This window comes from Brucella pseudogrignonensis (assembly GCF_032190615.1).
Classification (GTDB): Bacteria; Pseudomonadota; Alphaproteobacteria; order Rhizobiales; family Rhizobiaceae; genus Brucella; species Brucella pseudogrignonensis_B.
Genome location: NZ_JAVLAT010000001.1, coordinates 1,479,531 through 1,500,086 on the forward strand (window position 1 = coordinate 1,479,531; position 20,556 = coordinate 1,500,086).

Consider the following 20,556-nt stretch of genomic DNA (forward strand, 5'->3'; position numbering starts at 1 on the left):
CGGGATGTGCGTAAAAGTAAAAAGTGACCGATTGGCTTATTTGCAATTCTGAATGGCTGCGAGTGCTGCCGAGATGCCTTTGAGCGAATAGGTGTAATTTGTCTTCGTGCCGCGTTTGGACTGTGCCTGTACTTTCATCTCCGCGCCGCCACGCATCGCTGCGATCAGCTGCGGCTCTTCTGCTGCATTTTCCATCCAACCGGACTTGCCATTCACGAACATCGTGAAATTGCGATTGCCCACGGTCACAGTAACCTTGGCATTTGCATTGGTGTTCAACTCATAGCCAGCCATGAACTGTGGCTCGAGGTTGACGTTTTGGCCCGGCTTCTTGCTCACGAGGAAAAAGTTATCGCCATGATCAACATTGGCGGGTGCTTTCTGAGTCGGAACGGACAGGACATAGCAAACCTTGCCATTGGCAGACTGGTAGCTGTATGCGCCCCAAGCGTCGAACTGCTTAATCTGGGTCGGTGTCTGGGCGAGTGCTGAGCCTGCCATTGCAATCGTGAACACCGAAGCCGCGACGATCGATTTTCCAAGCATGATTTTTTACCGGTTCTCTTTCGTTTGCTTCAAAGTCGAATATCGGGATGTCGCCGTTCAACACGCCGCCCCGTTTGATGACCCTTAATGTGCCTTAATCAGGGTTACCAAACGGTGAAGTTTTGAAAGAAAACTTGAACGAGTGGGCCGAGGCCCAAAACCTGTTAATTTGACGGACATGGCACCTGAAATGACAAGAGCTGCGAGGAGAGACGTGAAGAGCGGGGTGTTTCCCCCGGTCAAGCGGCTCGACATAGCAGATCGCCAGTCATTTCGGTGTCCGGAGGATGTGACCCATCCGCCCGGCTACTTTGTCAAAGAAGCTCGAAAATGAACCACATTTCCTTCGCTTCTTCTCCTCGTATCCAAACGGATGGCCTCACACCATTTCCGTCAAATTAACAGGTTCTGGGCCTTAACCCCCACGATCCCGTTGCCAAGTTCAATGAAAAGAAAGCGGCAAGAGTTTGTCATATCGCGTCAATTCCCGATCAGCGATGTATTCTACCGTAACAAATTTGTGAAACAGACTAAGCGGCTTCGCCGTCGTCACGCATTGCATCGCGGGCTGCAATTCTATGCGCAGGCGTTATGTGTGTGCGTACAGCAGTCAGTGCTGCCATTAGAACGGCAACATCGTCGGTAAAACCAATCCCCACCAGCATGTCGGGAATAATGTCAAACGGCAGCACGAAATAGGCAAGTGCTGCCATCAGCGTCATGCGAACCCGAGTCGGGGTCTTTTCATCCAGCGCGCAATAATAAGCCGCAACAACTTCGTCCATGAAAGGCACCATCCGACCAGCACGACGTGCAGTCTTCCAGAACCCCTTTTTCACACGTTCGCTACGCTTTTCGTGGTCGCGCTCACTTCCGGGGGCTAGGATATCATCAATCTTGGTGCGATCCATAGTCAGTACTCCTGTCAGCCAGAGAGAGGGCTGTCACCACAAGAAGATGGGATTATTTCTCGTCATTTTCAAGTTTTCTACCCGATGAGGCAGCGGTAGCCCCTGCCAAAACCATCAGCTTCACCACGCCTCCCAAATCACCGGATTATGTATTTGCCCTCTTGGGGCTGAACACGATCTGATGGAGTGGAGCTATTCAATGCATTTAACTGGTTATGGCGAAAACTTTGTGCGCAGTGACCGGTCGAGCCAGTTCTATCGCGGACATCAACTTGCAGCAGCACAGGATATTGGTGATCAGGTCGATATCGATGTGAAAGACGGCATTTGTTATGACATCACGGCCTATATGCGCTTCCTGCTTGGAGCTGGCATTTCCGAGCACACTTTACGCGGCACATCAGGGCAGAACTGGATACCGTTATTAAATTTCCGGGCTGGCGAATTGTGGAATGGCTATTCATCGCTGCCCTATGGGCGCGCCATCGGCTTTTACGATGTAAGAGCGGGCCACATTTTCCATTCGGCCGTTTCGGTCGGAGATGTGTTTATTCGCAGTATAAAGGGCGGGGAACTCGGCCAACATTGGAGTGATCGCGTTGATCTGACCAAAGCACTGCCATACATCGCGAGAAACCGCGACGGCAGTTTCAATTTTCAGAAAAAGACGATTTTCGTTTATATTTCAAAGGTGTAAATGCGTTAAGCGATCGCATTCATTTTGCGCGCAAGCTTAATGTCTAGTTCCGTAATGCCGTTCTCGCTATGCGTTGAAAGTGTCACATCAACACGATTATAAACATTGAACCATTCCGGGTGATGGTCGAGTTTTTCGGCATAAAGCGCTGCCCGCGCCATAAATCCAAAAGCGGCATTGAAGTCTTTGAACTTGAAACTCTTGCTGATTGCATCTCGGTCATCAAGCTTGTGCCAGCCTTCAAGCTCGCTGAGAGCTTGTTTCAGTTCTTCTTCTGTCAGCCTGTTGCGTGCCATCACATTTCGCCTATGTTGCGGTTCTGATTATAACTTATCATAGCCGCGAGAGTTCCGTGACCCAATCAGCCCCAACCAGTATTCTGTTCGTCTGTGCAGGCAATATCTGCCGTTCTCCGCTTGCAGAAGGCGTGATGGCGCAGGTTCTGGCTGAGCGGCGCATTGATCATGTGCTGATCGATTCGGCAGGCACGAATGGCTACCACACCGGCGAAGAACCAGACGAACGCTCCATCCGGGTTGCTGCAAAGCATGGCCTTGATATTTCTGAACAATCTTGCCGCCAGTTGACTGCAAGTGATTTCACCCGCTTTGATCTCATTCTTGGGATGGATCGTTACAATATGCGCATGATTGCGCAGCGTCAGCCTGCGAACACAACCGCGCGTATCGGACTTTTCACCGAAATAGCAGAGGGCAAAGCGGTGGAAATCCCCGATCCTTATTATGGAAATATCGGGGATTTCGAGCAGGTTTACCGGATGGTGCTTGCCTCTTCAAAGGCGTTGGCCGACCAGTTCTGGCGTGATGCAGGCACCAAAGGCCAGGCTTCTTCGACTATGTAAGGACCGCCACCCACAGAATCGCGCGATGACATCAGTACGAAGCGACCCACCTTAAACGGCATTGTCGAGAAATTGCCGCGGGACGAGAGATATTGCACGACATCCTCAATGCGTGGATTTTTTAACCGTGCCAAAGTCACATGGGGTGTGAATTTGCGTGGATCGGCGGGAATTCGAAGCCGCTGGCAAATACGCTCAATTTCCCCTTGCAATGCGTTGAGTTCAGGCGAGGGGGACACAGCCGCATAGATGCTGTGCGGTTTTTTTGAACCAAAAGCATCGACTCCGGACAGATTGAGCATGAATTCGGGACGTCGTACACGATCCAGTGCATTGGCAACTTCGTCGGCCACATGGCCTTCCACATCTCCAATAAAACGCAGAGTTATGTGGTAGTTTTCGACATCAATCCAGCGTGCGCCTGGGAGGCCGCCTCGTAATAACGAAAGCGAAAGCGCTGCGTCGCGCGGGATTTCGAGGGCAGTAAAGAGACGCGGCATTGAGCATCCTCCTCGAACGGTTCTGAGCCAGAGCGTCGTGTGGCTTGAGCCACGGGAGGACGCTCTGAGTTAGAGTGCCTGTGCATCGATCAGCAAAAAAACGAATCTCTTTTTCCTCATCAATGTATTTCTCAGCGAATCATTCTTCGCCCTCTTGGGCAAGCTGTTTATGCTTGACGATTGTGTCAGCCGCCCGATGTCCCCGTCTTTTGTTCCGCTTCGAGGACTTTTTCGATTGTTGGCATGAAATTGCTGACCATGATTTCCACGCCCTTTTCATTCGGGTGCATGCCGTCTTCGAGCTGCAACTGCTTTTGTGCAGCAACTCCATCAAGGAAAAATGGATACAGCGGCACGCCATATTTTTGCGCAAGCTTCGGATAGATCGGGTTGAACTTGTCGGCATAATCTTTGCCCATATTGGGCGGGGCGATCATGCCAGCGAGAATCACCGATATGCCGCGTGTTTTGAGACGCGAGAGCATTTCATCAAGGTTCTTCTCGGTAATGTCGGGTGCAATCCCACGCAGCGCGTCATTGGCTCCGAGTTCCAGAATAACGAGATCTGTACCATCGGGAATAGACCAGTCGATGCGCGCCAGACCGCCGGTCGTGGTGTCGCCTGACACGCCAGCATTCTCAATGCTCACCTCATATCCTTTGTCATCGAGCGCTTTTTCAAGTTGCTGTGGGAAGGCGGCATTTGAAGGCAGAAGATAGCCCGCCATAAGACTGTCGCCGAAGCCAACAATTTTGAAGGGTGCCAGCTGTTCGGTTGGCAATGCGTCTTCAAGCCCCGTAGGTTCTTCCTGCGCACGCGCAGCGGTAGCGATAAAAGACGCAGCTACGACAAAAATCGATAACCAAACCATGATCGAGTGTTTGAAACGCATCGTTAGCAACCCATATCTAGCTAATTGGTGGTGGATCCACCTACATGATTCCTTCTTGCGCAAAACAAGATCATTTTTGTGACGCGCTTTGGCTCTTAATATTCATATAGGAAGAAAAACGCGTGACGGAACAGGTGACTTCGCTAAATCATGGCCCGATCATCGAGCTAGAGAATGTTCATCTGACTCTGGGACATGCGGCATCATCCGTGCATGTGCTCAAAGGCGTCTCGCTATCAATTGTCCAAGGTAAGTCTGTCGGCATCGTTGGTCCGTCAGGATCGGGCAAGTCCACACTGTTGATGGTGCTGGCTGGCCTTGAGCATATCGACCGAGGCATGGTGAAAATCGCGGGCGAAATCATAAGCCAAATGACCGAGGATCAGGCAGCTGCATTTCGCGGCGCCAATATCGGGATTGTCTTCCAGTCCTTCCACCTCATTCCAAACATGACGGCACTGGAAAATGTCGCCGTGCCGCTTGAGCTTGCAGGCCGCAGAGATGCGTTTGAAGTTGCCGAACGCGAATTGCGTGCTGTTGGCCTTGGTGAGCGTCTTACGCATTATCCATCGGAGCTCTCGGGTGGTGAGCAGCAGCGCGTGGCAATTGCCCGTGCACTTGCGCCAAGCCCTAAAATCCTGATTGCCGATGAACCGACCGGTAATCTCGATACGGCAACTGGTCGCCAAATTGCTGATCTTTTGTTTTCCAAACAGCGTGAGAATGGCCTGACCATGGTTCTTGTCACGCATGATCCCTCGCTTGCTGCTCGTTGCGATCAGGAAATTCCGGTGCGTTCAGGCCGCATTGAAGGGCCTTCGCAACAAGAGCCGGTCCTTGAAACAGCGGTGGCAGGCCGATGAGCAGGCTTGCTTCCTTCTCGCTCGCTCTGCGCTTTGCGCTGCGTGAAATGCGCGGCGGGCTTTCCGGCTTCTATATCTTTCTCGCCTGTATCGCGCTGGGTGTCGCTGCCATTGGTGGCGTGAATTCGGTTGCTCGCTCCGTCAGCACTGGCATTGCAGCCGAGGGACAGAGCATTCTTGGTGGCGACGTGAGCTTTGCGCTTAACCAGCGCGAAGCAAGCGCTGAGGAGCGCGCTTTCATCGACAGCCAAGGCAAGGTCGCCGAAAGTGCTACCATGCGCTCCATGGCGCGTCTGCCGGATGGGTCGGATCAGTCGCTGGTCGAAGTGAAGGCGGTTGATGCTGTCTATCCGCTTTATGGCACGTTGAAAGTAGTACCTGAGCTTTCGCTTGATGACATGACGAAACAGCAGGACGGAGCCTACGGTGCCGCTGTCAGTCAGGATTTCCTCAATCGTATGGGTGTTCAGCTTGGAACGAAAGTGCTGCTTGGTTCTCAAATTTTTGAGCTGCGGGCGCTGATCGAAAGCGAACCTGACCTTCTGTCATCGGGCTTTAATTTTGCGCCGCGTTTTCTGGTTTCGATGGATGGCCTTCGCGCGTCTGGCCTGATCCAGCCCGGAAGCCTCGTTGATCATATCTACAAGGTGGCTTTGCCTGATGGCGTGTCCGATTCTGCAATCGCGCAATTGCGCGAACGCGCTACCGCCGACTTCCCCGACGCTGGCTGGAACATTCGTTCGCGCAACAATGCAGCACCGGCATTGACTGCCAATATTGAACGTTTTTCGCAGTTTCTCACGCTGGTCGGCCTGACCGCCTTAATCGTCGGCGGCGTTGGTGTCGCGAATGCCGTGCGTGCCTATCTTGATGGCAAGCGTGGCGTGATTGCGACGTTTAAATCGCTCGGCGCACCGGCGCGTTTTGCTGTGCTGGTCTATCTGGTGCAGATCATGGTCATCGGTTTGATTGGCATCCTGCTTGGTCTGGTGCTTGCCGCGATCATTCCGTATGCCGCCGCTTGGGCGCTTGCCAATTATTTGCCCGTTGCGGGTGGCGGTGGTTTCTTCCCGCAAGCGCTTGCTCTGGCGGCGGTCTTTGGGCTGATCACAACGCTTGCCTTTGCCATTATCCCGCTTGGCCGGGCGCGAAACATTCCAGCGACTGCACTGTTCCGCGAACAGGGGTTTGAGCAACGCGGATTGCCGCCATTTTTCTATCTGGCGCTTGCGGTTCTGCTGATTGCTGCTCTTGCAGGGCTCGCGCTTTACGTCGCTTATGATCGACGAATCGCTGCGATCTTCATCGTCTCATCCATTGCTGCCTTTGGTGTTTTGCGGCTGGTCGCGGATGGGATCCGCTGGCTGGCGCGTCGTGCGCCGCGTACACGCTCAACCGCCTTTCGTCTGGCGATTGGCAATATCTATCGCCCCGGCGCACTAACCCCTTCTGTTGTGCTTTCGCTTGGTCTCGGCCTCACGCTGATGGTGGCGATTGCGCTGATCGACGGTAATCTGCGTCGTCAGGTGACGGAGAATATCCCTGCACAAGCGCCGGACTTCTTCTTTGTCGATATTCAGAACAACGACATTGACGATTTCACCAAGCTTGTGAGCGGCATTGTGCCGGATGGCAAACTTACCTCCGGCCCGATGCTGCGCGGTCGTATCGTTGCTTTTAACGGCACCAATGTTCGTGACATGACCATTCCGCCGGAGGCTGCATGGGTGCTGCGCGGTGATCGTGGCATTACCTTTGCCGACAAAGTTCCTGAAAACTCGACGCTGACCGAGGGCGAATGGTGGCCGGAAAATTACTCCGGCGAGCCGCTTGTTTCTTTCGCAGAGCGTGAAGGCAAAGAGCTTGGGCTGAAGCTTGGCGATACGGTTACTGTCAATGTGCTTGGCCGTAATATCAATGCCAAGATTGCAAGCTTCCGGCAGTTGCAATGGGAAACATTGGCGATGAATTTCGTCATGGTGTTCTCGCCCAACACGTTTGCCGGTGCGCCTGCCACATGGCTTGCCACGCTGACTATTCCTGATGGTCAGAAGAATTTGGCTCCCGATGTTTTGCGGCAGGTTACAAAAACATGGCCAGCCATTACCACTGTGAGTGTGACGGATGCGCTTGATGTGGCGAATGATCTGATCAGCCAGCTTGCAACGGCAATACGCGCGGCAGCTTCGATTGCGCTTGCAGCTTCAGTGTTGGTGCTGGGCGGTGCTCTGGCTGCGGGTAACCGCGCCCGTGTTCACGACGCAGTGGTCTTGAAAACGCTGGGCGCCACGCGTGGCACGCTGATCAGCGCCTATATCATCGAATATATGCTGCTGGGTCTTGCAACGGCGGTCTTTGCGCTGGTCGCGGGCGGTGTCGCCGGTTGGTATGTGGTGGTGGAAGTGATGAAGCTCAAAGCACAGTTCCTGCCAGATGTTGCACTGATGACGGTTGGTGTCGCTCTGGTGCTGACTGTCGGTTTTGGTCTGGCAGGTACATGGCGTGTGCTGGGTCAGAAGCCTGCAAATGTGCTTCGGACCTTATGAAGCATTTGTAATGTGGAAGCTTAAAATCGCTTAAGCCTTTGGATCGCATGGATAATGCGATCCGTATTTCAACCAGCATTATCACGATTTTTTTCAAGTAGTACTTGTGTGAGAGGTTTAAAATCCCCATAATAAAACGCAGGCATGCTGGGGTCCCGCCAGCGGCGCCTGGGAGCGGCTCGAAATGAGCCTGACCTCGACACCGGACGGGACAACGCAAAAGGATTTAAGTCATGGCTGACTTTCGCAATATTCAGGCACAGCAGAGGCCGGTAGGTGGCGCTCGGGTTGGTGCCGACATCGATCAGGGGCTCCGCAGCTATATGCTCGGCGTCTACAATATGATGGCAATTGGTCTGGTTGTTACCGGCCTTGCTGCATTGGCTGTTTCATCGCTGGCCGTTACAACCGATCCGTCTGCAGCGGTTGCGCAGATGGCAAACGGCAAGATGCTTACTGCACTTGGTGCTGCTCTTTACACATCGCCGCTGCGCTGGGTTGTTATGCTCGCGCCGCTCGCAGCCGTATTCTTCCTGAGCTTCCGTATTGAACGTCTGTCGGTTTCGACCGCAAGCGCCGTTTTCTGGGGCTACGCAGCGCTCGTCGGTCTGTCGCTGTCGTCGATCTTTCTGGTTTACACTGGTCAGAGCATCGTTCGCACCTTCTTCGTGACCGCTGCTTCTTTCGGCGCGCTCTCGCTCTATGGTTACACAACCAAGCGTGATCTGTCGGCAATGGGCTCGTTCCTGATGATGGGTCTATTCGGCCTGATCATCGCTTCTGTCGTTAACATTTTCCTCGGCTCCACCGCGCTGCAGTTTGCAATCTCGGTGATCGGCGTTCTGATCTTCGCAGGTTTGACCGCTTACGACACACAGTCGATCAAGGAAATGTACTTTGAAGGAGATTCTGCGGATTCGCAGGGCCGTAAGGTTGTTATGGGCGCGCTGCGTCTGTACCTCGACTTCATCAACATGTTCATGTTCCTGCTTCAGTTCATGGGCAACCGTGACTAATCACTTCGGAATAGAATGATGAGAAAGGGCAGCGGAAACGCTGCCCTTTTTGCTTTTCAAACGGGATACTTGGAGTCATGTTACAGCTGGTAATTTCAAACTGAGTCCCGTCCTTTCAACATGCCCCTTATTCGCGATTTCAAATTCACCGACATTGAAGCCATCACGACAATCTATACAGAGGCTGTGCTGAACGGCTCAGGTTCTTATGATATCGAGCCGCCGACACTTGAAGACATGACGCGCCGTTTCGCGAGCTTTGTCGAACAGGGCTTTCCAATTCTGGTTGCCGAAGAAAACGGGCTGGTTCTGGGCTATGCCTATATCAGCTATTTCCGCACTCGCCCGGCTTATCGCTGGCTTGCGGAGGATTCGATCTATATCGCACCCGATGCGAAGGGGAAGGGCGTCGGCAAGCTTCTGCTTGGTGAACTCATCAAACGCGCAACAGCGCTCGGCTTCCGCCAGTTGCTGGCAGTGGTTGGTGATGGCGAGCATAATATTGGCTCAGTAAAGCTGCATGAGAGCCTTGGCTATGTCCATTGTGGCCGCATTCAGGGTTCGGGCTTCAAGCATGGTCGTTGGCTCGATACGGTGCTTATGCAGTTGCCGCTCAATGGCGGCTGTTTGGTTGAACCCGGACCGATGCCGCTGACTGAATAAAAGCGCATCCCAAAAAGTGCGAAGCGGTTTTTGGATAAGATGCGCGTCAAAAAGAGCAGCATCCCAAAAAGTGCGAAGCGGTTTTTGGCTGAGATGCCTTCCTTAATTGCCTACGAGCTTCAGGCTTTTATCGAAAACGCGCAGCACGCGTTCAAGTTCGTGTCCGCGTTTCATAATCAGCCCGCTCGCAGCAATAACAGAATAAACGCCCTGTTTCTGCGCAAGCTTTGGGTTTTTCTCAACACGAAACAACGGAACTTCGCTGGCGCGCCGAAAGATGGAGAAAACCGCTCTGTCAGCAAGGTGGTCGATTGCATAATCGCGCCACGCGCCTGTCGCGACCATGCGACCATAAATATTGAGGATTTTTCCCAGTTCGTGCCTGTCAAAACGAACCGTCGGCGATTGCGGACGTGATGGGCCAAGAGGGATTACTTTTGGCGTTGCCGATATAGGAGAAATGGGTTGCGATGATTGATCTTCATTCGCAGCGCTTGGAATATCCATTGTGTTCCTTTCATCGCGGAATGGGTCGTGAAGGGAATGAGCAAGCGGCAATATCTTGCTTCAGAGTGCTATGGTGATGCTTTTATTAAATCATTGCAAGGTTGTGTTTGTAGGCTAGCGCTCACTCTCTGATTGGTCTATACAAACCACATCCCAATTAGTTGTATATTAGCCGATCACGAAAAGAGAATGTCTGTTCTCAATGGTGATTGCTGGCCACATTTTGGCCTTGTCAAATTCGCATTCCGGCCCGATTCTGTGGCATATATTAGCGCGTTGCCTGAGACGGTTCGGTCCGGGTATGTCCGACCCCAAGCCCCCCGCCCAAAGGACTGCCCGAACCGAACCAACCTCTGACGGCTAGCTGTTCAGACAGCGGCGACATTTCCCGAAATGACAAAGTAATGTTATACGCTGATACGTCACGCTTTGAGGTCAAAGAGCCAGCGAATTTTTCTGCTTGAAGATTGCTGCACCGTGAATAGGCCCAAGAGCCTTTTCACTGTTGCTTTCCTGCAAAAGGACCGCGCAACCGCTCACGTCCTTCCGGGTGAGTTCCGACGCTGGCAGCTCGATTTTCAGCGCTTTGCCATCCCACATGCCGATTGTGTTGATGTCTGTCACGCTATTGCGATAGGTAACAGACTGACCGGCGTTTTCGCCTTTGTCGATCGGGATTGTCACCGAATCGCGCAGATAAAACATCACAATGTGCACAGGCTTTTCCGGCTTTTCACCGGCTGCAATCTCAATCGAAAGACGGCCGTCATCCAGTTTAGTGATCGAAACGGGTACATTGAGCTTGTTGTCTGTGAGATGTGCTTTCACGACTTCAGCGTCATTGCCGTTCATTTCAGCAACACCATTGACGATTGCCTGCGGTGTATAAACCATCTTCGCATTGAATGAATTGCGATAGGCATTCTGGCGGTCAGTATTATCCTGAGAGGCAAGCGTATCGCGCCATCCCATATAATCCCAGTAATTGACGTGAAACGACAGCGCCAGAACGTTTGGATCATCCGCATAGGATGCCAGATTCTTGTCGGCCTGCGGGCAGGATTTGCAGCCCTGGCTGGTATAAAGCTCAAGTACCGATGTGCGCGTACTGCTGTCCTGTGCCTTTGCAGCACCACTCATTGACAGGCATCCAGTGAACGCCATCCCCAGTGCAGCACAAACACAACGCAGACCGGGAGCGCACTCGTCGGAAAGCCATGTATATGTCCCATTGAAAGGGGAGTGGAAGGTCACTTTGGTTTCATCCTGTTATAATTGACGCTGACATCTATTATGTAGGAATTGCGACGATCAATAGGAAGTCACGTTGCAGTGAGTTTTGTCGCAGTTTTTGTCATATGGGTGTTTCGTTTATCCCACGCTTGGGCTTGCTTGCGATAAGTGTGGCTCACGCACAATTATACAACGACGGGACTGAGAGAATATGAGGGCGAGTTTAAGAGAAAAGGCCATCGCTATTTGCGATGAAAAAATCGCGAAGAAGGGCGAGACCGTCGGCATTTTCTTTTATGCATTCTTTGCCAATAAGAACTCAGACCCAGACCTGCTTATGGAAGCAGCGGAATGGTGGATTAAAACCCATAAGCTCGATCACTTTGAAAAAGCTCTCAAAATCAGGGAAATGATTCGTTCGGGGCTATAAATGGAAAAGCCGCCGGAATTCTCCAGCGGCCTTTTTGTTTTATAAACGCGCTGATTAAGCAGCGAGATCACGCAGAACGGTCTGCAAAATACCGCCATTCTTCATGTAGTCGAGCTCGTCCAGCGTATCGATACGGCAGATCAGTGGAACCTTCTTCACGGTGCCATCGGCATAGGTGATCGAAGCTTCAACCTTCTGGCGTGGGCGCACATCGGCAAGGCCTTCGATAGAGACGATTTCGTCACCCTTCAGACCGAGCGTCTGCCAGCTTGTGCCTTCTTCAAATACAAATGGCACAATGCCCATGCCAACGAGGTTGGAGCGGTGGATACGCTCAAACGACTGCGCAATCACGGCCTTCACACCAAGCAGATTGGTGCCTTTTGCAGCCCAGTCACGCGACGACCCATTGCCATATTCGACACCTGCAAAGATGACGAGTGGAACACCCTCGGCCTTATACTGCATAGCAGCATCATAGATCGAGGTTTCTTCCTTCGACGGATAGTGAATGGTGTAACCACCTTCACGTCCGTTTTCGCCCAGCATGTGATTGCGAATACGGATATTGGCGAAGGTGCCGCGCATCATCACTTCATGGTTGCCACGACGCGTGCCGTACTGGTTGAAGTCGGCAATGCCGACGCCGTGGTCAAGCAGATACTTGCCAGCAGGCGACTGGGCCTTGATGGAACCGGCAGGCGAGATGTGGTCGGTCGTGATCTTGTCGCCGAAAAGACCGAGCACCCGTGCGCCCTTAACATCTGCAATCGTGCCAGCCGACTTGCCCATGCCGACAAAGTATGGCGGGTTCTGCACATAGGTCGAATTGTCATCCCATGCATAGGTTTGACCAGCAGGCACCTGTACGGCTTGCCAGTTTTCGTCGCCCTTGAACACATCCGCATATTTTTCAGAGAAGACTTTGCGGGTTACGTTCTTGGCAATGAAATCCTGAATCTCAGCCGATGACGGCCAGATGTCACGCAGGAATACCGGATTGCCATCCTTGTCTTCGCCAAGAGGCTCCTTGGTCAGGTCTTTTGTAACCGTACCTGCAAGCGCGTGGGCAACAACCAGCGGCGGCGAAGCCAGATAGTTTGCCTGAACGTCAGGCGAAACACGGCCTTCAAAGTTACGGTTGCCGGAAAGGACGGCTGCCGCAATCAGACCTTTTTCATTGATGGTCTTGGAGATTGGAGCAGGCAAAGGACCGGAGTTACCGATACAGGTCGTGCAGCCGAAACCAACAAGGTTGAAACCAAGCGCATCCAGATCCTTCTGAAGACCAGCCGATTCAAGATAGGCGGCAACAACCTGAGAGCCGGGCGCAAGCGAGGTCTTGACCCAAGGCTTTGTCTTCAGACCCTTGGCAACAGCATTGCGTGCCAGAAGACCGGCAGCAATCAGCACACTCGGGTTCGAGGTGTTGGTACATGACGTAATCGCAGCAATTGCCACATCGCCATGGCCGAGATCATAGTCTTCACCTTCAACCGGATAGCGCGTGGTCTGGCCGGATGTCTTTTTGTATTCGGTTTCAAGCGAGGTTGCGAAACCCGATCCGATGTTTTCCAGTGCGATGCGGCCTTCAGGACGCTTCGGACCAGCCATCGATGGGACAACGTCACCCATGTCGAGTTCAAGAATGTCAGTGAACACTGGATCTTCTGATCCGGCTTCACGCCACATGCCCTGTGCACGCGAATAGGCCTCAACAAGCGCGATGCGGTCTTCTTCGCGACCGGTCGTGTTCATGTAGTTGAGCGTCTCTTTATCGATCGGGAAGAAGCCGCAAGTCGCACCATATTCCGGGCCCATATTTGCAATGGTCGCGCGATCAGCCAGCGTCATGTTTTCGAGGCCTTCGCCGAAGAATTCGACAAACTTGCCGACAACGCCCTTCTTGCGCAGCATTTGCGTAACGGTGAGTACGAGATCGGTTGCAGTCACGCCTTCTTTGACCTTGCCGGTCAGGCGGAAGCCGATGACTTCCGGCAGCAGCATGGAAACCGGCTGGCCGAGCATTGCGGCTTCCGCTTCAATGCCGCCAACACCCCAGCCAAGAACGCCAAGGCCATTGACCATGGTGGTGTGGGAATCGGTGCCGACGCAGGTATCCGGATAGGCGAGAGTCACGCCGTCTTCTTCTTTGGTCCAGACGGCCTGTGCCAGATATTCGAGGTTCACCTGATGGCAGATGCCGGTGCCCGGAGGAACAACACGGAAGTTCTTGAATGCCTGCTGGCCCCACTTGAGGAAGCGATAGCGTTCGCCATTGCGCTGATACTCGAGATCCACATTGGCCTTGAATGCATTGGGATTGCCAAATTCATCAACGATAACCGAGTGATCGATCACGAGATCGACAGGAACGAGCGGATTGATTTTCTCAGGGTCGCCGCCAAGCGCCTTGAGCCCGTCGCGCATGGCTGCAAGATCGACAACGGCTGGAACGCCGGTGAAGTCCTGCATCAATACGCGGGCAGGGCGATAAGCGATTTCAGCACCCGCTGAACCGCGATCTGTGAGCCATGCTGCAACGGCTTCGATATCCGACTTCTTGACGGAGCGGTCATCTTCAAAGCGCAACAGGTTCTCAAGCAGAACCTTCATGGAAAATGGAAGTTTGGAAATGCCCTTGAGACCGTTCTTTTCGGCTTCGGTCAAGCTGTAATAGACATAGTCCTTACCGTTAACGGTGAGGGTTTTGCGGCTTTTGAAACTATCGATGTTAGACACTTTAGTTCGTCCTCATGCTACTGGCCGGAAAACCAGGACGAACGCCTAAGCTTGCGTTTCAAGGACGCGCCAAGGTGCGGGTGCAGTCATTTCCGCTGTCCGTCCCGAAACCTGTGCTCTTGCAAGCGCCCAGTGTTTGAGATCGGCCAAAATTTGTTTCCACACCGACCGCTGGCATGGTAACTCTGATATAGGGAGTTTCTTATAACGATTCCAGACAGATTATCGTGAACGTCATCCCTTGCGGCAAAATGTTACGTTATCCCGGTCGGCTTTGTCAGGTTGACCCTAGGAGAGAATATGCGGCTTGGGGCCGAAAATCTGACGGGTGAACGTGGTGGCGAGACGATCTTCGCAAACCTCTCTTTTGAATTATTATCTGGCGAAGCACTGATTGTTACGGGTCCGAATGGTTCGGGAAAATCCACGCTGCTGCGGATCATCTGCGGATTGCTTGCGCCTGAATACGGCAAGATCACGCTCGTTGAAGCCCAAACCACGCTTCCCGTTCAGGCAGCGTCCCATTATCTCGGACACCAGAATGCAATGAAGCCCGCTTTGAGTGTGCGTGAAAATCTGCTGTTCTGGAAAAAGTTTAATGGAGCAGCGGCACTCGATATTGATGAAGCGCTGGAGGCGGTCGGTTTGCCAGGCGTTGAAAATCTGCCGTTTGGCTATCTTTCGACGGGTCAAAAGCGTCGCGTTTCCATCGCAAAACTGTTGATCAGCCACCGTCCGCTCTGGATTGTCGATGAGCCGACTGCTGGCCTTGATAAGGCATCCGAGGCGCGCTTCGCAGAACTGATGCGAAACCATATGCGTGACGGCGGCATGGTGATTGCAGCAACACATATTCCACTCGGCCTCGAAGGTGTAAAAACGCTCGACATGGCGCAATATTCGCCCGAGGTCGCGTGATGCTGGCACTGTTTCTGAGAGATTTGCGGTTGAGTTTCCGTGCTGGCGGCGGCGCGCTGATCGGCATCCTGTTCTTTCTGGCGGTGATTTCGGTGATGCCGTTTGGCGTCGGACCTGATCTTAATCTGCTATCGCGCATTGGCCCGGCCATGCTGTGGATCGGCGCTTTGCTGGCGACACTTCTTGGCCTCGACCGGCTGTTTCAGGCAGATCGCGATGATGGTTCACTCGATCTGCTGCTCATCGGCGCAGACCGGCACATGCTGGCTTTCACAGTTTTTGTGAAATGCTTTGCCCATTGGGTAGCGAGCGTTTTGCCGCTGGTGATAGCTTCGTCCTTGCTGGGACTCTTCATGAATATGGACGCGACGGCAACGGCCGCAACCACGCTCACACTTCTGGTTGGAACGCCTGCAATCGCCTTTATCGGCGCAGTGGGTGCCGCCCTTGCGGTCGCTCTTCCACGCGGCGGTTTGCTGGTTTCGGTGATCGTGTTGCCGCTAACCATTCCAGTGCTCATTTTCGGCGTGTCTGCTTCTTATGGCGCGACAGATGCTGTGGCACCTTTCTTTGCACCGTTTCTTATTCTCTGCGCACTGACTTTATTCTTTGCAGTTTTGGGGCCGATCGCTGCGGCAGCTGCACTAAAAACGTCAGCGGATTGAGCATGATCCCGAAAAGTGGGAACCGGTTTTTGGGCCAGATCATGCTCGGCAGAGTGTCGCAGTTGATTGCGGTCAATTGAACGGCTTAACGCGTCAGGTATAAGTGTAAGTCATGACGAATGAGATTGCGAAAACCACAAGCTGGCTTGATCTGGCAAACCCCACGCGCTTTCTTGGCTTTGCAGGCCGGATTCTGCCGTGGCTGGCTATCCTTTCAGCGCTATTTCTGGCTGCAGGGCTATATATGGTTTTCCTTTCGCCTGATGACTATCAGCAGGGGTTGACGGTCCGCATCATGTATATCCATGTGCCTTTCGCATGGCTTTCCATGATGTGCTATTCGATCATGGCAATCTCGGCGCTGGGTACACTGGTCTGGCGTCATCCGCTGGCCGATGTCTCCATTCGTGCAGCCGCGCCTTTGGGAGCGGTGTTCACAGCATTGGCACTTGCAACTGGCTCGCTCTGGGGCAAACCGATGTGGGGTACATGGTGGGTGTGGGACGCGCGCCTAACCTCCGTGTTTGTGCTGTTCCTGATGTATCTTGGCATTATCGCGTTGTCGCGCGCTATGGATGATCCGGCAAAAAGCGCCAAGCCGGTTGCTGTGCTTACACTGGTTGGCTTCATCAATATTCCGATCATCAAATTCTCGGTCGACTGGTGGAACACATTGCATCAGCCCGCTTCGGTGTTCCGCATGGATGGTCCGACCATTGACGGCTCCATGCTGCGCCCTCTTTTTGTGATGGCCATTGGTTTCACACTGCTGTTTTTGACCTTGCATATGATGGCCATGCGCAATGAAATCTGGCGTCGCCGCGTGGCAATGATGAAAAAGCTTGCCGCACGCAATGCAGATCGCAGCCGCCTGAAAAGAGAGCGCTCTGACGCGCAAGGGGAGGCTGTACAATGAGCCATTTTGCTTATGTGATGACGTCTTACGGGATTGCGGCAGCAGCCATTGCTATAACGATTGGCTGGATACTGATTGATCAGCGTATCCAGAAAAGCGAGCTGAAGCGGATTGAGGCGAAGGGCGTGCGCCGCCGTTCAGACAAAGCATCCGGTTCTGCACAATGACTGAAGCGACAAAGAAACGCGCAACCTGGGTTGCGCTGCTGCCGTTGATAATTTTCGTCGGTCTTGCTGCAATTTTTGCGGTGCAGCTTTTATCCGGCAAAGACAACACGACCATTCCGTCCGCACTGATCGGCAAGGATGCCCCACAAACCAATCTCCCGCCCGTGGAAGGTCTTTTGCAGGACGGCACACCTGTGCCGGGCCTTAACAGTGAAGACTTCAAGGGCAAGCTCACACTGGTCAATGTGTGGGGATCATGGTGCGTTCCATGTCGTCAGGAGCATCCGATGTTGATGGAAATCGCCAAGGACAAGCGCATCCGGGTGGTGGGCCTGAATTACAAGGATCAGCCCGAAAACGCTCGCCGTTTCTTGGGCGATCTCGGCAATCCATTTGCCGCAGTCGGCGCCGACCGCGCCGGACGCTCAGCTATTGAATGGGGCGTCTACGGCGTACCTGAAACCTTCCTCGTCAATGCCGAAGGAAAGATCGTCTACAAGCATGTCGGGCCATTCACGCCGGAGTCGGTCAAGAATGACCTGATGCCTGCGGTGGTAAAAGCATTAAATAATACGCATTAAATAAATTTGTATTTTGAAATTCTGTATTATGTAACAGTTTTATTGCGTTGATTTTTTATTATATTTCATTTTGTTATTTATAATAAAAAGGTCAATTGTTATGAATGTTTTCAAGTATGCGTTTACAATATTCTTTTTTTCGATGGCAGGTATGTCTTACGGATCTAATAATATTTATGGTTATTTTCCTCCAAACGATCACGGAAATTATATAAATTTGAATTATTTTTACAATACACAAGCTCCTGAGAGTAATTTACTTATTATTGAAAGTCGCTTTAAATTTGACAAAATTGACGTATCTCCACGTTGAACAAGGTTTGTTGCAACGCAGTTTTATCTATCTTCAAACTTGCCTGGTGTAAGTGGCGGAGGGGCGATGTATATGGGAGTAAATCCTACTCAGAAATCGCAAAACTACCCCGGTCAGGTTCACTTTTCCTACTTTGGAAATAGCGAAGGAACCACGATGAGTAAGAACTGTAACAAAGGCGCGGATAATGGCGATGGAATTTCTTGCGCAATTAATTTGCATACGAACGAAGGTTACACGTATAAATTGAATAGTATTGTTTGGGAAAATTCTCAATCAAATACAATTGTTACTGGTTTAGTCGAAGTTTTCGATGAGAAAGGGGTTAGTTTAGTTAAAAAAACAATTGGAGAGATTTCATTTCCTCAGGGTGGCTTACTGCTTTCGAGCCCTATCACGTGGGTCGAAGGAACAGCAGATCCTTGTGATCAAGTATCCGATACAAAAATTACATTTTATCCATTGAGTGTAAGGAATGTAAACGATAAGTTTGGTAACAAAGGAACTTATCAACTTGCTATGAAAGATCCAGTTAACAATGCATGCGGCGTAAAAACTTGGGCCGCGCCTGACGGTATTGGCACGACTATGGAATATCCTGCAACCCGATAACACGATCAGAAGTAAAGGGCTATCTTGCCCTTTACTTCACCTTTATTCAATCAGGCAGTTTCCGCACTGCACCCTTGGCAGCACTGGTTGCCATGGAAGCGTAGGCTTTCAGGGCCGTTGAAATCTTGCGCTTGCGCTGTTCCAGTGGCTTCCAGCCTGTTTCATTCTGCTCGGCACGGCGTTGGGCCAGCGTTGCATCATCAACAGCCAGATGGATCGTGCGGTTTGGAATATCGATATCGATGATATCGCCTTCACGCACCAGACCGATCGTGCCGCCTTCAGCTGCTTCCGGCGAAACGTGACCAATCGAAAGACCCGATGAGCCACCCGAGAAACGTCCGTCGGTGATCAGCGCGCAAGCCTTACCCAGACCCTTCGACTTGAGGTAGCTGGTCGGATAGAGCATTTCCTGCATACCTGGACCGCCACGCGGACCTTCATAGCGGATCAGCACAATGTCGCCAGCCTTGATCTTGCCGTTCAGAATGCCGAGCACGGCCGTGTCCTGGCTTTCAAAAATGCGGGCAGGGCCGGAGAATTTCAGGATGGAATCATCCACGCCTGCCGTCTTCACGATGCAGCCATCTTCTGCGAGATTGCCGTAAAGAACCGCCAGACCACCATCCTGACTAAACGCATGTTCTTTCGAGCGGATAACGCCCGTTTCACGGTTCGTATCAACGCTGTCAAAGCGGCGTTCCTGAGAGAAGGCCACCTGTGTGGGTACTCCGCCCGGTGCAGCCGAATAGAACTTATGCACCATTTCGCTGTTGGTACGGGTCACGTCCCAATGATCAAGCGCCTTGCCCATGCTTTCGCTGTGCACGGTTGGCAGGTCAGTATTGATCAGGCCTGCCTTGTCGAGCTGGCCGAGAATGCCCATGATGCCGCCGGCACGATGGACGTCTTCCATGTGAACTGTGTTGTTGGCGGGTGCGACCTTGCACAGAACCGGTACACGACGCGACAGGCGATCAATGTCCGCCATGGTAAAGTCGATTTCAGCTTCCTGTGCAGCAGCAAGAAGATGCAGAACCGTGTTGGTCGATCCGCCCATGGCAATATCGAGTGTCATGGCGTTTTCAAATGCCGGGAAGCTTGCGATCGAGCGTGGTAGCACGCTTTCATCGTTCTGCTCATAATAACGGCGCGCAAGATCGACAACCAGATGACCAGCTTCGACAAAGAGACGCTTGCGGTCGGCATGCGTTGCGAGCGTTGACCCGTTGCCCGGTAACGACAGACCAAGCGCTTCGGTCAGGCAGTTCATCGAGTTGGCTGTGAACATGCCTGAGCACGAACCGCAGGTCGGGCAGGCGGAGCGTTCAATCGCCTTGACTTGATCGTCTGTATAATGATCGTCAGCCGCTGCAACCATAGCATCCACGAGATCGAGCTTCTTGACCTGATCGTCCCAGATAACCTTACCGGCTTCCATCGGGCCGCCCGACACGAAAACCACCGGGATATTAAGACGCAGCGATGCCATCAGCATGCCGGGCGTGATCTTGTCACAGTTGGAAATGCAGACCATCGCATCGGCACAATGGGCATTGACCATATATTCGACCGAGTCGGCGATCAATTCACGCGATGGTAGCGAATAGAGCATGCCGTCATGGCCCATCGCGATACCGTCATCGACTGCAATGGTGTTGAATTCCTTGGCCACGCCACCCGCGCTTTCGATTTCGCGCGCGACAAGCTGGCCCAAGTCTTTCAGATGCACATGGCCCGGTACAAACTGCGTGAATGAGTTCACCACAGCAATAATCGGCTTGCCAAAATCCTCATCTTTCATGCCGGTGGCGCGCCATAGGCCGCGCGCGCCAGCCATATTGCGGCCGTGGGTGGTAGTACGCGAACGATAAGGAGGCATTTTCAAACCTTTTAGGAACTGTTCTAACTTTCAAGTCGGTATGACAGAACCTTTTCCGCAGAGCAAAGCGCAAATTGCCCCAGAGACTGCACT

The 20,556-nt window shown here is 52.5% G+C and carries 22 protein-coding genes; 13 read left to right on the forward strand and 9 right to left on the reverse strand.

The window, feature by feature from the left end; genetic code table 11:
- Positions 1–36 precede the first annotated feature (36 nt).
- On the reverse strand, positions 37–546 hold the full coding sequence (locus tag RI570_RS07175) for an invasion associated locus B family protein (protein ID WP_313827725.1): 510 nt from the start codon (positions 544–546) through the stop codon (positions 37–39).
- A gap of 530 nt (positions 547–1,076) precedes the next feature.
- Positions 1,077–1,457, reverse strand: a complete 381-nt coding sequence (locus RI570_RS07180) for a YkvA family protein (protein WP_313827726.1) — start codon at positions 1,455–1,457, stop codon at positions 1,077–1,079.
- Between the two features lie 199 nt (positions 1,458–1,656).
- On the opposite strand from RI570_RS07180, the gene RI570_RS07185 reads away from it, so the two are divergent.
- Positions 1,657–2,154, forward strand: a complete 498-nt coding sequence (locus RI570_RS07185) for a hypothetical protein (protein ID WP_313827727.1) — start codon at positions 1,657–1,659, stop codon at positions 2,152–2,154.
- A gap of 5 nt (positions 2,155–2,159) precedes the next feature.
- Here RI570_RS07185 and RI570_RS07190 read toward each other — a convergent pair whose 3' ends face one another.
- Positions 2,160–2,450 carry a 4a-hydroxytetrahydrobiopterin dehydratase gene (locus RI570_RS07190; RefSeq protein WP_313827728.1) on the reverse strand — a complete coding sequence of 97 codons (291 nt, stop codon included), beginning with the start codon at positions 2,448–2,450 and terminating at the stop codon, positions 2,160–2,162.
- A 56-nt stretch (positions 2,451–2,506) separates the two neighbouring features.
- On the opposite strand from RI570_RS07190, the gene RI570_RS07195 reads away from it, so the two are divergent.
- Positions 2,507–3,016 (forward strand): low molecular weight protein-tyrosine-phosphatase, encoded by a 510-nt coding sequence (locus RI570_RS07195; RefSeq protein ID WP_313827729.1) that lies wholly within the window; start codon positions 2,507–2,509, stop codon positions 3,014–3,016.
- Here the strand turns inward: RI570_RS07195 and thpR are convergent.
- The gene (gene thpR / locus RI570_RS07200; protein ID WP_313827730.1) at positions 2,926–3,516 is read right to left on the reverse strand and encodes an RNA 2',3'-cyclic phosphodiesterase; all 591 of its coding nucleotides are present in this window, start codon (positions 3,514–3,516) and stop codon (positions 2,926–2,928) included. The genes RI570_RS07195 and thpR overlap by 91 nt on opposite strands.
- Before the next feature lie 185 nt (positions 3,517–3,701).
- Positions 3,702–4,409 (reverse strand): arylesterase, encoded by a 708-nt coding sequence (locus RI570_RS07205; RefSeq protein WP_313827731.1) that lies wholly within the window; start codon positions 4,407–4,409, stop codon positions 3,702–3,704.
- A gap of 134 nt (positions 4,410–4,543) precedes the next feature.
- Between RI570_RS07205 and RI570_RS07210 the strand changes: the two genes are divergently transcribed.
- The 4 genes from RI570_RS07210 to RI570_RS07225 all read left to right on the forward strand — a co-directional run bounded on the left by RI570_RS07210 (position 4,544) and on the right by RI570_RS07225 (position 9,497).
- Complete coding sequence (locus RI570_RS07210) at positions 4,544–5,272, forward strand: ABC transporter ATP-binding protein (RefSeq protein WP_409558651.1); 729 nt, start codon at positions 4,544–4,546, stop codon at positions 5,270–5,272.
- Positions 5,269–7,818 carry an ABC transporter permease gene (locus tag RI570_RS07215; protein WP_313827733.1) on the forward strand — a complete coding sequence of 850 codons (2,550 nt, stop codon included), beginning with the start codon at positions 5,269–5,271 and terminating at the stop codon, positions 7,816–7,818. Before RI570_RS07210 ends, RI570_RS07215 begins: the two co-directional genes overlap by 4 nt.
- 233 nt (positions 7,819–8,051) lie before the next feature.
- Positions 8,052–8,834 carry a Bax inhibitor-1/YccA family protein gene (locus tag RI570_RS07220; RefSeq protein ID WP_313827734.1) on the forward strand — a complete coding sequence of 261 codons (783 nt, stop codon included), beginning with the start codon at positions 8,052–8,054 and terminating at the stop codon, positions 8,832–8,834.
- 120 nt (positions 8,835–8,954) lie between these two features.
- Positions 8,955–9,497, forward strand: coding sequence for an N-acetyltransferase family protein (locus RI570_RS07225; RefSeq protein WP_313827735.1), 543 nt, complete (start codon positions 8,955–8,957; stop codon positions 9,495–9,497).
- 102 nt (positions 9,498–9,599) lie between these two features.
- Here the strand turns inward: RI570_RS07225 and RI570_RS07230 are convergent, their stop codons facing one another.
- Positions 9,600–10,004 (reverse strand): DUF2794 domain-containing protein, encoded by a 405-nt coding sequence (locus RI570_RS07230; protein WP_313827736.1) that lies wholly within the window; start codon positions 10,002–10,004, stop codon positions 9,600–9,602.
- Positions 10,005–10,439: 435 nt separating this feature from the next.
- Positions 10,440–11,174, reverse strand: coding sequence for a thioredoxin family protein (locus RI570_RS07235; RefSeq protein WP_313828585.1), 735 nt, complete (start codon positions 11,172–11,174; stop codon positions 10,440–10,442).
- A 274-nt stretch (positions 11,175–11,448) separates the two neighbouring features.
- On the opposite strand from RI570_RS07235, the gene RI570_RS07240 reads away from it, so the two are divergent.
- Entirely contained in the window at positions 11,449–11,667 is a 219-nt protein-coding gene (locus RI570_RS07240) for a DUF6500 family protein (protein ID WP_313827737.1), read from the forward strand.
- 54 nt (positions 11,668–11,721) lie between these two features.
- Here the strand turns inward: RI570_RS07240 and acnA are convergent, their stop codons facing one another.
- A complete protein-coding gene (gene acnA, locus RI570_RS07245; protein ID WP_313827738.1) occupies positions 11,722–14,409 on the reverse strand; it encodes an aconitate hydratase AcnA in 2,688 nt (895 codons plus the stop codon).
- A gap of 300 nt (positions 14,410–14,709) precedes the next feature.
- Here acnA and ccmA point away from each other — a divergent pair, with 300 nt between their 5' ends.
- The 6 genes from ccmA (at position 14,710) to RI570_RS07275 (ending at position 18,581) form a co-directional block, all read left to right on the forward strand.
- Positions 14,710–15,327, forward strand: a complete 618-nt coding sequence (ccmA, locus tag RI570_RS07250) for a heme ABC exporter ATP-binding protein CcmA (RefSeq protein ID WP_313827739.1) — start codon at positions 14,710–14,712, stop codon at positions 15,325–15,327.
- Positions 15,327–15,992, forward strand: coding sequence for a heme exporter protein CcmB (ccmB, locus tag RI570_RS07255; protein ID WP_313827740.1), 666 nt, complete (start codon positions 15,327–15,329; stop codon positions 15,990–15,992). The genes ccmA and ccmB overlap by 1 nt, the downstream gene beginning before the upstream one ends.
- A 112-nt stretch (positions 15,993–16,104) precedes the next feature.
- Positions 16,105–16,908: a heme ABC transporter permease gene (locus RI570_RS07260; RefSeq protein WP_313827741.1), complete on the forward strand. Its 804-nt coding sequence runs from the start codon at positions 16,105–16,107 to the stop codon at positions 16,906–16,908.
- Entirely contained in the window at positions 16,905–17,075 is a 171-nt protein-coding gene (gene ccmD, locus RI570_RS07265) for a heme exporter protein CcmD (protein WP_313827742.1), read from the forward strand. The genes RI570_RS07260 and ccmD overlap by 4 nt, the downstream gene beginning before the upstream one ends.
- Complete coding sequence (locus RI570_RS07270) at positions 17,072–17,656, forward strand: DsbE family thiol:disulfide interchange protein (RefSeq protein ID WP_313827743.1); 585 nt, start codon at positions 17,072–17,074, stop codon at positions 17,654–17,656. The genes ccmD and RI570_RS07270 overlap by 4 nt, the downstream gene beginning before the upstream one ends.
- 385 nt (positions 17,657–18,041) lie before the next feature.
- Entirely contained in the window at positions 18,042–18,581 is a 540-nt protein-coding gene (locus tag RI570_RS07275; RefSeq protein ID WP_313827744.1) for a hypothetical protein, read from the forward strand.
- 46 nt (positions 18,582–18,627) lie between these two features.
- On the opposite strand, the gene ilvD is transcribed toward RI570_RS07275, so the two are convergent.
- Complete coding sequence (ilvD, locus tag RI570_RS07280) at positions 18,628–20,463, reverse strand: dihydroxy-acid dehydratase (protein WP_313827745.1); 1,836 nt, start codon at positions 20,461–20,463, stop codon at positions 18,628–18,630.
- Between the last annotated feature and the right edge of the window lie 93 nt (positions 20,464–20,556).